Genomic DNA, 13,568 nt, shown 5'->3' with positions numbered 1-13,568 from the left:
GCCCGGCGGTTTTTTTGCGTCCCTCACCCGTGGCGCGCGGGCTGGCCCAGCTGCGCGCAGGCCATGGCGCCGAGATCGCGACAGGCCTGCTCGACCACGCCATCCACGGGCAGGGTGCAGCCCAGGCGCATGCAGTGCTCGTAGCGGCCCGAGTTGGAGAACATGCTGCCCGGCGCCGTGCGTATGCCGCGCGCCAGCGCCTGCGTGAACAGCGCGGACGTGGACACGCCAGCCGGAAGCTCCAGCCACAGGCTGAGCCCGCCGGGCGGCAGGCTCAGCCGCGTTCCCAACGGGAAAAAGCGCGCCACCAGCTGCGCCATGCCCTCGCGCTGGCGCCGCAGCTGCTGCTTCAGGCGCTGCAGATTGCGCAGATGCGCGGGCGAGCCCACGCAGGCGGCCGCCAGCAACTGGGCCAGGGTCTGGGTCCCCCGGCTGCGCGCGAACTTGAGCATCTGCACACGGCCATGCCACTGGCCGGCGTTCATCCAGCCCTGGCGCAGGCCTGGCGCCATGCTCTTGTTGAAGGCCTCGCAATAGATCACATGTCCCGGCAGGCGGTCCCAGGCCTTGATGGGGCGCACGGGCTGGCTGCTTTCCACGAACAGGCCGTAGGAGTCGTCCTCGATCAGCGCCACGCCGTGGGCGGCGCACAGCTCGACCAGTCTGGCCTTGTGTTCATCGGGAATGCGCGTGCCCAGCGGCATCTGCAGCTCGGGCACGACCACCACGGCCTTCAGCCGGGGCTGGGTCTGCAGGGCCAGCTCCAGCGCCTCGATGGACAGGCCGGTGCGCGGGCTGCAGGGAATCTCCAGCGCCTGCATCTGCAGCGACTCCACCACCTGCAGCAGGCCGTAGTAGGTCGGCGACTCCACGGCCACCACATCGCCGGGCGAGGCCACGGCGGCCAGCGCCAGGCTCACGGCCTCGGAATTGCCCGTGGTCGCCAGCACATCGGCCGGTGCGACATGGATGCCCGCCGCCAGCGCGCGCCGCGCCATGGCCCGCTGGAAATCAGGGTGGCTGCCCATCATGGAACGCCCCAGCACCAGCAGATCGGGCTGCTCGCGCAGCAGCCGGGCAGCCGCCTGGTTCAGGTAGCCGCGATCGAACAGTTCCGGCGGCGGCGTGGCACCGCCCAGGTCCACCTGCACGTCGGCCTGGCGGCCGCGCTCCAGCATGAGCGAGATGTGCTCATTGATGCCCGCAAAGTGCTGTTGTGGCAACGGCTGCACGGGCTGGCTCAGATCCGGTTCGCTGGCAGGCGCCAGCCCTGCAGGCCGGGCATCGCGCACGAAGTAGCCCACGCGCGGGCGGGCCTCGAGCTGGCCCAGATCCTCCAGATGCCGCAGCGTCTGCAGCGCCGTGGACAGGCTGACCTCGTGGCGGCGCATCAGCTCGCGCACGGAAGGCATGCGCTCGCCCGCCTTGAGCGTGCCCATCTCCATGGCCAGGCTGTAGTCGGCCGCCAGGCGGCGGTACAGGGTGGGAGCGGCGCTTGCGGCGGTCATGGGCAGGATGGAAAACGGCTGGGGATGGAAGTGCTTGACCGAGATCTTGCCTCAAGGCGCTGTTACGCAACAGATACAGATCATCATGTCATGCAGCAGAACAGAACATGGACTGCCTGCACTGCTGCGGCGCAACAAACCACAGCCTGTGCCTGTGCCAAAGAGGGCCGAATGCCTACGCTTGGGGCCTGGAACTACAGGACACCGCCCCATGCACAACGCCCACACCCGCTCTTTCGAACTGCGCCATCTCGCCCCCGGAAACGACCTGTATCTGTCCATGCAGGAGGGCTGCGAGCTGTTCTGCCGCCAGGGCAGCCTGGAAATCAGCGTCCCGCAGCAGGCCTGGGCCGATGCAGCGCCGGGGCTGACCCTCAGGCTGCAGCCGGGCCAGGGCTGGCGCGCAGGCGCGGACCTGCGGATAAGAGTCCGCTCCGTGTCCCAGGCCACGGCAGGTCTGGAACTGCAGCCGAACCCCGCAGCAAAAAGCCGCATCGCCTCCGAAGAGAAGATGCGGCCCCGGGAATGGACGCTTGCCGGCTGGCTTCGCAGCTTCAGGCGTGGGCAGCGCGCAGCTTGACCGAGAACTCCTTGAGCGCGGCAATGCCGCTGGCCTCGGCGCGATGGCACCAGGCCTGCAGATGGGCCGTCAGCTGCTCGCGCGACAGCGAGGTGTTGAGCCACAGCTGGCGCAGCTCCTCGCGCATGACCAGCATCTGGTCCAGCACGGGATGGGCGGCGCGCGCCTGGGCCAGCTGGTCCTGCGCCTGGGCGGGCACCTTGTCGGCATCGCGGTGCAGCCAGCGGCGCGCCGTCCTGAGCAAGGACAAGTCGGCCTGCTGCGCCTTGCGCTGCTTGAGCGCATCGAGTTCGAACTGCACGGCGGCACGCACGCCGCGCGCATAGCGGGCCATGACCTCGTAGCGGTTGGCGATCACGGCCTCCAGCGTCTTTTCGTCGGCCACAGGCTTGATGGCACCCATGACCAGCCTGGGTGGCGTTTTCTTGACCTTGGCCCAGCCGACCGCCTGCATCGCCCGGATGTAGGCCCAGCCCACATCGAACTCATAGCGCTTGACCGAGAACTTGGCCGAGGTCGGATAGGTGTGGTGGTTGTTGTGCAGTTCCTCACCGCCGATGACCAGGCCCCAGGGCACGAGGTTGGTGCTGGCGTCCTGGGCCTCGAAGTTGCGGTAGCCCCAGAAATGGCCCAGGCCGTTGACCACGCCGGCAGCCCAGAACGGAATCCAGGCCATCTGCACGGCCCAGATGGTCAGTCCGATGGCGCCGAACAGCAGCACGTTGATGACCAGCATCAGAGAAGGACCCCAGATCGAATGCCGGCTGTAGAGATGGCGCTCGATCCAGTCGTCGGGCGTGCCGTGGCCGAACTTCCTGAGCGTCTCGGCGTTCCTGGCCTCTTCGCGGTACAGCTCCGCGCCCTGGCGCATCACGGTATCCAGCCCGCGCGTTTGCGGGCTGTGGGGATCGTCCTCGGTTTCGCACTTGGCGTGGTGCTTGCGGTGGATGGCCACCCACTCCTTGGTGACCATGCCCGTGCCCAACCACAACCAGAACCGGAAGAAATGCGAGGGCACCGGCCCCAGGTCCAGCGAACGATGGGCCTGGCAGCGGTGCAGGAAGATGGTGACGCCCGCAATCGTGACGTGGGTGGTGACCAGGGCATACAGCAGCAGCTGCCACCACGACAGCTGCCACAGGCCATGGGCCATCCAGTCCAGGGCAATGTTCCAAACCGACGCGAAATCCACAGACATGACCCAAGCCTTTGCCAAAGCCGGCGCCCAGTGGCACCGATGCCTCAATTTTAGGCGAGCCCCCCGTGAAGACGTTCGGCAATCTCCCGCGATTTACAGCTTATTGCGTCTGCAAGTTACGGCTTCCGGGTCCAAACGGCGGCGAAAAACCCGTCCGTCTCATGGCGCTGGGGCCACAGGCGCAGGTACTGCGTGCCGGTCTCGCCGCCGCTGCACAGCACATCGCCCCGCTCCACCTTGAGCTGGGCCAGAAGTTCTCCGGCATCCATGGCCACGAAGTCAGAGTGCTCCGCTGCAAAGGCGTCGGCGATGGCTTCGTTTTCCTGGGGCAGGACCGAACAGGTGGCATAGACCAGGCGCCCGCCCGGCTTGACCAGCCGCGCAGCACTGGCCAGGATGGCCGCCTGCTTTTGCGTGAGCTCCTCGATGGCCTTGGCCGACTGGCGCCACTTGAGGTCGGGATTGCGGCGCAGCGTGCCCAGGCCCGAGCAGGGGGCATCAACCAGCACGCGGTCGATCTTTCCGGCCAGGCGCTTGACGCGGTCGTCGCGCTCATGGGCGATGGCCGCGGGGTGCACGTTCGACAGGCCCGAGCGCGCCAGGCGCGGCTTCAGGGCCTCGAGCCGGTGGCCCGAGACATCGAAGGCGTACAGACGCCCCGTGCTGCGCATCGAAGCACCAATGGCAAGGGTCTTGCCGCCTGCGCCTGCACAGAAATCGACCACCATTTCGCCGCGCTTGGCATCGAGCATCAGCGCCAGCAGTTGCGAGCCTTCGTCCTGCACCTCGATGGCACCGCGCGTGAAAGCGTCCATCCGGGCCAGCGCCGGCTTGCCCTGCACACGCAGGCCCCAGGGCGAGTAAGGCGTGGCTTCGGCGGCGATGCCGGCATCGGCCAGTTCCTTTTGCACATCGGCACGCTTGGCGTTCAGCGCATTGACGCGCAGATCCAGCGGCGCGGCCTGCTCCATGCTCTGGGCAAAGGCCCAGAAGTCATCGCCCAGTTGCTGCTGTAGCGGCGCGACCAGCCATTCGGGAAGGTTGTGGCGGTGCGGCTCCATCAGTTCGTCGGGACGCACGGCCTCGCAGGCGTCCAGCCATTGCAGCTCCTGCGGCGACAGCGCGGCGCGCACGAAGCTGCGTGCGTCCTTGACACCTTGCTCGGTCTTGCCAGCCACGCGGGCCAGTGCCTCCTGGCTGTGGGCAAAGCCCAAAATGGCCAGCCTGCGCTCACGCGAGCCGCTGCCAGAACGCGCCAGGCTCTCAAAAAGCAGCTTCTTGCGCAGCACGGTGTAGGCGGTCTCGGCCAGCGCAGCGCGCTCGCGCGGGCCCAGGTTGCGGTTTTCACGGAAAAAGCGTGACACCACGGCGTCGGCCGGGTGTTCGAAAGTCAGGGTGCGCTTGACCAGTTCGGCGCAGGCGTCGAGAAGCTGTTTGGGATGCATGGCCGCGATTGTCCCACTGCCTTGCAAATCCGAGAGGGGCGCAGGTCGGAACCCGGAGCAACGCCCGGCTGGCACGGCTACCATGGCGCCCCATGACCGATGACGACCTGCCCCCTCTGATTGCCACGCCCCCGGGCCTGTACCGCCACTACAAGGGCGCTCCCTACGAGGTGCTTGCCACCGTGCGCCACAGCGAAACGCGCGAGTCCATGACCCTGTACCGCGCGCTCTACGGCGAGCGCGGCCTGTGGGTGCGGCCGGCCGCCATGTTCAACGAAACCGTGGTCATCAACGGCGTGGAGCAGCCCCGCTTTGCACGCTGCCCCGAAGTGGAGCAGCAGGCCTTTCAGAGCGAAGGCCTGTGAGCAGACCCTAGCCCCGCATCAACTGCGCCACGGCGCGCGGGTAGATGATGTGCTCCTGCACCAGCACGCGCGCGGCCAGTGCCTGGGCCGTGTCGCCGGGCAGCACGGGCACCACGGCCTGCTCCAGGATGGGGCCCACATCCAGCTCGGCCGTCACGCGGTGCACGGTGCAGCCGGCGAAGCGGCAGCCTGCATCGATGGCCCGCTGGTGCGTGTGCAGGCCCGTGAAGGCGGGCAGCAGCGAGGGGTGGATGTTGATCATGCGACCTTCGTAATGCGCAACGAAGCCCGGCGTGAGGATGCGCATGAAGCCGGCAAGCACGACCAGCGCGGGCGCGTGCCGGTCGATCACCTGGGCCAGCTCGGCGTCGAAGGCCTCGCGGCTGGGGAACGGGCGGTGGTCCAGCACCTCGGTGGCAATGCCCTGCTCGCGCGCGAAAACCAGGCCCGAAGCCTCGGCCTTGTTGCTGACCACGGCGGCCACGCGGGCGCCATAACGCCGCGCCCAGTCCTGTTGCTGCGAAGCACGCACAATGGCAGCCATGTTCGAGCCGCCGCCCGAGATCAGGATCACGATATTTTTCATGGGCGGCGATTGTCGCACCGCGGGCCGCGCGGCCTGCGCCAGCCCCGGCAAGGCCCATGGCCCTGCCGGGCCTTGTCACCTCTTGCCCTCAGACCCATGCCATTCGATCCCCGCTCCACCCCCTTGACCGCCGTCGAAGCCCGCGTGCTGGCCACCCTGATGGAGAAGGCGCGTACCGTGCCCGACAGCTACCCGCTCACGCTCAACGCACTGGTGACGGGCTGCAACCAGAAAAGCAGCCGCGATCCGGTGATGGAAGTCAGCGAGGGCGAAGCCCAGGAAGCGCTGGACAGCCTGCGCCTGCGCACCATGTCCGTGCAGATCAGCAGCGCACGCGCCACGCGCTGGGAACACAACTTCCCGCGCGGCGTGGGTGTGCCCGACCAGAGCGCCGTGCTGCTGTCCCTGCTGATGCTGCGCGGCCCGCAGACGGCTGGCGAGCTGCGCATCAACTCCGAGCGCTGGCACCGCTTTGCCGACATCTCCTCGGTCGAAGCCTTCCTGGAAGAGCTGCGCGAGCGCAGCGAGGAAAAAGGCGGCCCGCTGGTCGTCCTGCTGCCCCGCGCGCCCGGCGCGCGCGAACAACGCTGGGCCCACCTGCTGTGCGGCCCCGTGGACGTGAACGCGATCGCCTCGGCCCCTGCGGCAGCAGGCGCACGCGGCGATGCCCTGGCCCAGCGCGTGGTCGATCTGGAAGCCCAGGTACGCCAGCTGCAGGCACGTCTGGCACATGTCTACGCCCAGCTGGGTCTGGAAGAACCCGATCAGCCTGCCTGATATCCGGCGGCCGTGAAGCCATCAGGGATTGCCATAGGTTGTCACGCCCTGGACAGTTCAAAAAAGAACGCGCGTGCTACAAAAGCCGGGATTGAAGGAGACACAGTCCATGGACCTGGCATTTACCACTGAAGAACAGTCCTTTCGCGAGGAAGTCCGCGCCTGGGTGCGGGCCAACCTGCCCCAGGACATCGCGCACAAGGTGCGCCATTCGCTGCGCCTGACGCGCGACGACCTGCAGAACTGGGCCAAGATTCTTGGCAAGAAAGGCTGGCTGGGCTACGGCTGGCCCAAGCAGTTCGGCGGACCCGGCTGGAACGCCGTGCAAAAGCACCTGTTCGAGGAGGAATGTGCCCTGGCCTGCGCGCCGCGCATCATTCCCTTCGGCCCCGTGATGGTGGCGCCCGTGATCATGGCCTACGGCACGCCCGAGCAGCAGCAGCGCTTTCTGCCCGGCATTGCCAGCGGCGAAGTGTGGTGGAGCCAGGGCTACTCGGAGCCGGGCTCGGGCTCGGACCTGGCCAGCGTCAAGACCCGCGCCGAGCGCGTGGGCGACAAATACATCGTCAACGGCCAGAAGACCTGGACCACGCTGGGCCAGTACGGCGAATGGATCTTCTGCCTGGTGCGCACCAGCAACGAGGGCAAGCCCCAGACCGGCATCAGCTTCCTGCTGGTGGACATGAAGAGCCCTGGCGTGACCGTGCGCCCGATCAAGCTGCTGGACGGCGAGTGCGAGGTCAACGAGGTCTTCTTCGACAATGTGGAAGTGCCGGCCGAGAACCTGATCGGCGAGGAGAACAAGGGCTGGACCTACGCCAAGCACCTGCTCAGCCACGAGCGTACCAACATCGCCGACGTGAACCGCGCCAAGCGCGAGCTGGAACGCCTCAAGCGCATCGCCAAGGCCGAAGGCGTCTATGAGGACCAGCGTTTCCGCGACGAGATCGCCAAGCTCGAAGTCGACGTGGTGGCGCTGGAGATGCTGGTGCTGCGCGTGCTGTCGGCCGAGAAATCGGGCAAGAACCCGCTGGACATCGCCGGCCTGCTCAAGATCAAGGGCAGTGAAATCCAGCAGCGCTACTCCGAGCTGATGATGCTGGCCGCAGGCCCCTTCAGCCTGCCCTTCATCGAAGAAGCCATGGAAGCCGGCTGGCAGGGCGACTTCCCCGGCGGCGTGGCGGACAACGCGCCGCTGGCATCGACCTATTTCAACATGCGCAAGACGACGATCTACGGCGGCTCCAACGAGGTCCAGAGAAACATCGTCGCTCAGACGGTGCTGGGCTGATTTTGGCTGGAGTTTCGCTGACCCCAGAAGTGCGCCGGACGCGCTTCGATCAGCTTCGGGAGACAGAAAATGGACTTTGATTTTTCGGATGACCAGCAGCAACTGCGCGACGCGGTGCGCCGCTGGGTGGACAAGGGCTACACCTTCGAGCGCCGCCGCTCCATCGTCGAGGCGGGCGGCTTCTCGCGCGAGGCCTGGGGCGAGCTGGCCGAACTGGGCCTGACGGCACTGACCGTGCCCGAGGAGCACGGCGGCCTGGGCCAGGGCGCCACCGACGTGATGGTGGTGATGGAAGAGCTGGGCCGCGGTCTGGTGATGGAGCCGCTGGCACAGGCCTTCGTGGCATCCAGCGTGCTCGGCCAGCATGCCGACGCCTCCGTGGCCGGCCAGTGGCTGCCGCGCGTGGCCAGCGGCGAGGCCCTGGTCGTGCTGGCACACCAGGAGCGCCAGGCCCGTTACCGGCTCGACGTCTGCGCGGCCACGGCCGGCAAGAGCGGCAGCGGCTACACGGTGGATGCCACCAAGAGCGTGGTGCCCGCAGGCGACGCGGCCGATGCCTTCCTGGTGCCGGCCCAGCTGGACGGCAAGATCGCCCTCTTCCTGGTGGAGCGCGGCGCCAGCGGCGTCAGCACCCAGGGCTACCGGACCCAGGATGGCAGCCGCGCCGCCGAGCTGCGCTGCCAGGCGGCTCCCGCCACGCTGGTGACGACCGATGGCCTGGCCGCCCTGACGCTGGCCCAGGACGTGGCCAACGCCGCCCTGTGCGCCGAAGGCGTGGGCGCCATGGAGCAGACACTGAAGCTCACCACCGAGTACATGAACCAGCGCAAGCAGTTCAACACGGTGATCGCCAGCTTCCAGGCCCTGCGCCACCGCGTGGCGGACATGAAGATGCAGCTGGAGCTGGCCCGCTCCATGAGCTACTACGCCAGCCTCAAGATGAACACGCCCGAGGCGGAGCGCCACGTGGCCATCGCGCGCGCCAAGGTCCAGCTGGGCCAGTCGCTGCGCTATGTGGGCCAGCAGTCGGTGCAGCTGCACGGCGGCATCGGCGTGACCGACGAGTACGCAGGCAGCCACTACTTCAAGCGCCTGACGCAGATGGAGATGACGGGTGGGGACACGCTGCACCATCTGGGCATCGTGTCCGGGAAGATGCAGGACACGGCCGGCGTGTTTGCCTGAGCCTCGGGTCCCGCTTCAGACCACCAGACCCCGCAGGAAACTGCGGGGCTTTTTCATGGGCTTTTCATGGGCCTTTGCTTTTTCCCATGCTTGCCCGCCGCCTCAGGTCAGCCTGTAGCCCTCGGGCCTGAGCGGCGCGGGCAGATCCGTCTCGCCCAGCGTGCGGCCCAGGCTGATCTCGATGGAGCGGCAGATGGTGTCCAGCGGCAGGTCGTTGCTCTCCAGTCCAAAGGGCTCTTCGAGTTCATCGCCAAGGGCGTCGAGCCCATAGAAGGTGTAGGCCACGATGGCCACGACAAAGGGCGTCATGAACCCGGTCGTGTCCACCAGGCCGAACGGCAGCAGAAAGCAGTACATATAGGCCGTGCGGTGCAGCAGCAGCGCATACGAGAACGGCATGGGCGTGTTGCGTATGCGCTCGCACGAGGCGGCAGCGGCCGTCATGCGTGTGAAGGTCTTGTCCATGGACGCGGCCAGGCAGGGCTCCATCTCGCCACGGCGCACACACTGCGCCAGGTCATGCCCCATGGACATCATCAGTGCGTCGCAGCGCTGCTCCAGCGGCAGGGCCTGGATTTGGCGCCATTCCCTGTCCACGAGCCAGCGGCCGGCTTCGGCATCGTCGTGCAGGCCCCGCAGCTGGGACCGCAGCGAATGCGCGAAGGCAACAGCCCGGTGCACCATGCGCACGCGCACGTCGCTGTCGCGGCGCCGGGGATCGGGCACCGTGTCCAGCGCAATCAGGCTCTGGCACTGGCGCGCCAGCGTGCGCGCGCAGATCACCATCTCTCCCCAGAGCTTGCGCCCTTCCCAGTAGCGGTCGTAGGCGGTGTTGTTGCGAAACCCCAGGAAGATGGCCAGCGGCAGGCCGATCAGCGTGAAGGGGATGGGCGTCACCGTGATCTTCACGTCGAAGAGATTGCCATGCACCAGGGTGATGATGGCGGCAAACACGATGTTCACGAGCAGCGTGACCTGGATGCGCTGGAGCACCGAGCCCCGCAAAATCAGAAACAGCCTGAGGCCGGCGGGGCGATCACGGACGATCATGGGGCGAATGCTAGGTATAAACCCTTATTCGATCACATATTGAGCATGTCAATGGGCTGCGGCCATGCTCCGAACCAAAAAAAAGGCGCCCCGAAGGGCGCCCTGCGTCACGACCGGTTGCCGGTCACAGCGCGTTGAAGCGGCGGCGGCGCACCATGCCCCAACCCATGATGCCCATCAAGCCGGACATCAGGATCAGGCCCCATTCGGAGAGGGTGGGGATGGAGGCGGGCGATACGGCCACGGCCACCGCGCGGGAAGCCGTGTTGTTGGCCGGGTTGGCATCTCCGGTCGCACCGGTGCTGCCCGTCAGTGCCACCGCCCCCACGGAGCTGGGCGTTCCGCTGACCGTGCAGGTCACGCTGGCGCCCGCAGGCACGGCATCCCCTGCGGACCAGGCTGCATTGGAGGGGCTGATGCGGCAAGCGCCCTGGCTGACGCCAGGCGGCAGTCCCGTGACTGCGCACGAGGTCCCTGCCGATGCATCGGCCGAGCCCTGGTTCTTGCAGACAAAACGGCCGCTGTAGGGCGTGCCGGCAGTGAACGCGGTCGGCAGGCCGCTCAGATCGACGCCCATGTCGGGCACTGCAACGGTGGACACATTCATGGTCGCGGTGTTGTTTGCCGCATTCGAATCATCCGTTGCGCCCGTGGTGCCCGTGACCGTGGACGAACCTGCGGCCGTGGGCGTACCGCTCACCTGGCAGGTGACCGTGGCTCCCACCGGCACCGCATTGCCCGCCACCCACGCGGCATTGCCGGGGCTGATGGAGCATGCGCCTTGCGTCACGCCAGCCGGCAGGCCGGTGACGGCGCAGGAGGTGCCGCTCACGGCGTTGGCCAGGCCCTGGTTGCTGCAGGTGAAGCTGCCGCTATAGGGAATGTTCAGCGGCGAGGTGGAGGGCAGTCCGCTCAGATTGACCTGCATGTCCGGCGCTGTGGTGACCGTGATGTTCGATGTGGCCGTGTTGTTGCCCGGGGTCAGGTCGTTGTCGCCGCCCGTGGTCACCGTGACCGTCGAGCTGCCGCCTGGACCCGTCGGTGTGCCGGAGACCAGGCAGACCACCGTCTTGCCCGCAGGCACCACGGCGGGCTGCATCCAGGCCGCGCCGTCTATCGTGCATTGGCCTGCCGTCACGCCAGGGGGCAGACCGGAGGCATCGCAGATAGCCTGGCCTGCGCTGGCTGCACCATCGTTCTTGCAGGAGAAGCTGCCGGTGTAGGGGACGCCGACCACGGCGGTGGGCGGGAGTGCGGAGACATCAGGCACCATGTCGCTGCTCGCCGCGGGAGCCAGCAATTGGGTCTGCACCATGGCACCGAGCAGGGTCGAGGTCAGGTCGCCTCCGATGGTGTAGTTGCCGTTGTTGATCTGGTCTGACGGCGTGCCCGCAGGAACCTTCACGGTCATCGTGAACGTGCCCGACTGCCCGGGTGCCAGGGTCCCAAAGTTGCACTGGGCAGGGTCTGAACTGCCCACGGCCGGGGCCGTGCAAGCGCCGCCGTCGCCGGCCAGCGACACGAACGTGGTCGGACTGACGCCCGCATCCGTGCCCACGGGCATCGCGGGCGTGACCTTCACGTTGTTCACCGGGGTGCTGCCGTTGTTCGTATAGGTATAGGTGTAGGTGATCTCCGTGCCGTCCGCCTTGGGCGCGCTGACAGGCCCGGACGCGCTGATCCACAAGGTCTTGGGCAGGGTCGTGCCGAAGTTGTCAACGTACAGATGGCCTGCGTGGCCACCGGCACTGCAGGCCGAGGCCACGGCCTGCAGCCTGACCTTGTCGCCTACCCGCAGGTAGGCATTGCCAGGAGCGACATCGTAGGCCTGGGGGTCGGTGTAGTTCTGGATGGCACCGCCCTTGTCGGTAAAGGTCTTCCAGGGTGCTCCCGGCTCGCCGCCGTAGTGGTACTTGAAGAACAACTCCTGGGGTGAGCCCGTCAGATCCGTGGCGGTCTGGGCGTCATAGGTCTTGACCAGCGAGATGGCAAAGTAGGGGCGATCCTCGCCTCCGTGATTGCTGGCGTACTCAAGCACGGGCGCCGCGACAAATCGGATGTGGATCTTGCCGTCCTGGTCGATGTCATCCGCAGTCAGCGTCACTTCCTGGGTGATGGAACTTGCCGTATTGACCTGCTGGGTCCAGCCGGCGAGTCCCCCCGTGACATTATTGGACCGCGGTATCACGTTGCTGGCTGGGGTGGTGCTGTTCGCCTTGAGGTTGATGCGGGCAGAGTGGGAGCCTGCCAAAGTCAGTTTGAGGGCGGACTGGCCGGCGTCACCCCGGAACAGGACTTCGTCTGCAGCGCCTTCCGAGCCGCTGTCGATTTCGACCAGATGAACCTTGCTGCCGGGCGGCTGCAAAAGCAACTCGCTCAGGCTCTTCGGATTGGTCTGGGTCCCATTGTTGGTCCAGGCCTGAGCCGTCCAGCCAGTCAAGTCTCCCGTCTCGAAATCACCATTCAGAAACGCAGCCTGTGCCCCCGCACCGATCACCGCCAGGGTGCCAGCCGCGATCAGGCGTCTCGCCTGCCTCCAAGCGTTCATGCGCGGCCCTGTGGGCCGGATATGCAAACTCTGTCTCGCCATACCATTCCTCTCTTCATGTGTGTTTGATCACGGATGAAAACCCCGACGGCCCACGCCGCCGGCTTGCGCACACCGCCAGCACCAAGCCGCCCAATCACGCGCACGCGCTTTTGCAGCAAAAAAATGGGCGAACGAATCCCTTCCGCATGCCCGGACGGCAGCGGTTCAAAAAGCTGAAATGGAGAAGAAAAAGGCGCCTAAGGCACGAACACCAGCCCTCGGCCGAACACGGCCCTCACCGGCAGGGCCAGCCCGGAGATATCCAGGGTCTTGCGGCGAAGCCGCGTCAACTGCGATTCGATGCGATGAAAACCGTCATCCACATCGGCATAGCCCATGGCCTCGATCAGGGTCTGCTTGGACACCATGGTCCCAGGGGTTGCCATCAGGCAGCCGAGCAATTCCAGCTCGCGGCTGGTCAGGGCAATGATCTGGTGGTTGGGTGCGACCATGCAGGCCGACAGGGGGTCAAGGCGCCAGGTCAGGAATGGGGCGGACGCCCTGCCCGGCTGACCGGTGTTGCGGCGCAGCTGGGAGCGGATGCCGGCCACCAGCTCGTTCATGTCGGTGGGCTTGACGAAGTACTGCAGGGCGCCGGCATTGAGGCCGGCAATGCGGCTGTCCAGATCGCCGCGTGCCGTGAGCACCACCACGGGGATCTCCTGCTCGGCCAGGCGCTTGACCAGGCTCAACCCGTCCTCGCCGGGCAGACCCAGGTCGACGACGACCAGATCTGCCTTTTCGCGCAGTAGCTTTATGTAGAAGTCTTCTGCAGAATCCGTGCCCCAGGCATGCAGGCCAGACTTTGTTAAAAATCGACACACATTGATACGAATATCCTCGTCGTCCTCTACGACGGCGACGGTGAACTCGATCGATGGCTCTAGTGTCTGCTGCATGATGTTTGCCTATTGGTGCGCGGATTTTCATTGGGGTGAACGTCCGCCGCCATGCACGAACACTCTCGAATGCTCACAGTTCAGAGAAACACAC

At 66.5% G+C, this 13,568-nt stretch carries 12 protein-coding genes; 5 read left to right on the top strand and 7 right to left on the bottom strand.

Annotated elements, in window-relative coordinates:
- Positions 1 to 23: 23 nt before the first annotated feature.
- Positions 24 to 1,508 (bottom strand): PLP-dependent aminotransferase family protein, encoded by a 1,485-nt coding sequence (locus U6958_RS08490; RefSeq protein ID WP_016445762.1) that lies wholly within the window; start codon positions 1,506 to 1,508, stop codon positions 24 to 26.
- 211 nt (positions 1,509 to 1,719) lie between these two features.
- Between U6958_RS08490 and U6958_RS08485 the strand changes: the two genes are divergently transcribed.
- A complete protein-coding gene (locus U6958_RS08485; protein WP_016445761.1) occupies positions 1,720 to 2,088 on the top strand; it encodes a hypothetical protein in 369 nt (122 codons plus the stop codon).
- Here the strand turns inward: U6958_RS08485 and U6958_RS08480 are convergent.
- Positions 2,063 to 3,286, bottom strand: coding sequence for a fatty acid desaturase (locus U6958_RS08480; RefSeq protein ID WP_074921082.1), 1,224 nt, complete (start codon positions 3,284 to 3,286; stop codon positions 2,063 to 2,065). The two genes, U6958_RS08485 and U6958_RS08480, sit on opposite strands and share 26 nt — an antisense overlap.
- A 116-nt stretch (positions 3,287 to 3,402) precedes the next feature.
- A complete protein-coding gene (locus tag U6958_RS08475) occupies positions 3,403 to 4,731 on the bottom strand; it encodes an RsmB/NOP family class I SAM-dependent RNA methyltransferase (RefSeq protein WP_017405190.1) in 1,329 nt (442 codons plus the stop codon).
- Positions 4,732 to 4,823: 92 nt separating this feature from the next.
- On the opposite strand from U6958_RS08475, the gene U6958_RS08470 reads away from it, so the two are divergent.
- Entirely contained in the window at positions 4,824 to 5,096 is a 273-nt protein-coding gene (locus tag U6958_RS08470) for a DUF1653 domain-containing protein (RefSeq protein ID WP_016445758.1), read from the top strand.
- Positions 5,097 to 5,103: 7 nt separating this feature from the next.
- Here the strand turns inward: U6958_RS08470 and purN are convergent, their stop codons facing one another.
- Positions 5,104 to 5,682: a phosphoribosylglycinamide formyltransferase gene (purN, locus tag U6958_RS08465; RefSeq protein ID WP_016445757.1), complete on the bottom strand. Its 579-nt coding sequence runs from the start codon at positions 5,680 to 5,682 to the stop codon at positions 5,104 to 5,106.
- Positions 5,683 to 5,778: 96 nt separating this feature from the next.
- On the opposite strand from purN, the gene U6958_RS08460 reads away from it, so the two are divergent.
- The 3 genes from U6958_RS08460 to U6958_RS08450 all read left to right on the top strand — a co-directional run bounded on the left by U6958_RS08460 (position 5,779) and on the right by U6958_RS08450 (position 8,935).
- Complete coding sequence (locus U6958_RS08460; protein WP_016445756.1) at positions 5,779 to 6,459, top strand: YceH family protein; 681 nt, start codon at positions 5,779 to 5,781, stop codon at positions 6,457 to 6,459.
- A gap of 109 nt (positions 6,460 to 6,568) precedes the next feature.
- Positions 6,569 to 7,750, top strand: coding sequence for an acyl-CoA dehydrogenase family protein (locus tag U6958_RS08455; protein ID WP_016445755.1), 1,182 nt, complete (start codon positions 6,569 to 6,571; stop codon positions 7,748 to 7,750).
- A gap of 69 nt (positions 7,751 to 7,819) precedes the next feature.
- Positions 7,820 to 8,935 (top strand): acyl-CoA dehydrogenase family protein, encoded by a 1,116-nt coding sequence (locus U6958_RS08450; protein ID WP_016451097.1) that lies wholly within the window; start codon positions 7,820 to 7,822, stop codon positions 8,933 to 8,935.
- Positions 8,936 to 9,037: 102 nt separating this feature from the next.
- Here the strand turns inward: U6958_RS08450 and U6958_RS08445 are convergent, their stop codons facing one another.
- The 3 genes from U6958_RS08445 to U6958_RS08435 form a co-directional block, all read right to left on the bottom strand.
- Positions 9,038 to 9,985, bottom strand: a complete 948-nt coding sequence (locus U6958_RS08445; protein ID WP_016445753.1) for a bestrophin family protein — start codon at positions 9,983 to 9,985, stop codon at positions 9,038 to 9,040.
- Between the two features lie 124 nt (positions 9,986 to 10,109).
- Positions 10,110 to 12,533 (bottom strand): IPTL-CTERM sorting domain-containing protein, encoded by a 2,424-nt coding sequence (locus tag U6958_RS08440; protein ID WP_244160455.1) that lies wholly within the window; start codon positions 12,531 to 12,533, stop codon positions 10,110 to 10,112.
- A gap of 239 nt (positions 12,534 to 12,772) precedes the next feature.
- Entirely contained in the window at positions 12,773 to 13,474 is a 702-nt protein-coding gene (locus U6958_RS08435) for a response regulator transcription factor (protein WP_016445751.1), read from the bottom strand.
- Positions 13,475 to 13,568: the final 94 nt, after the last annotated feature.

It is taken from the genome of Delftia lacustris (genome assembly GCF_040267515.1).
GTDB lineage: Bacteria > Pseudomonadota > Gammaproteobacteria > Burkholderiales > Burkholderiaceae_C > Comamonas > Comamonas tsuruhatensis.
This window is presented reverse-complemented; position numbering and strand designations above follow the sequence as displayed.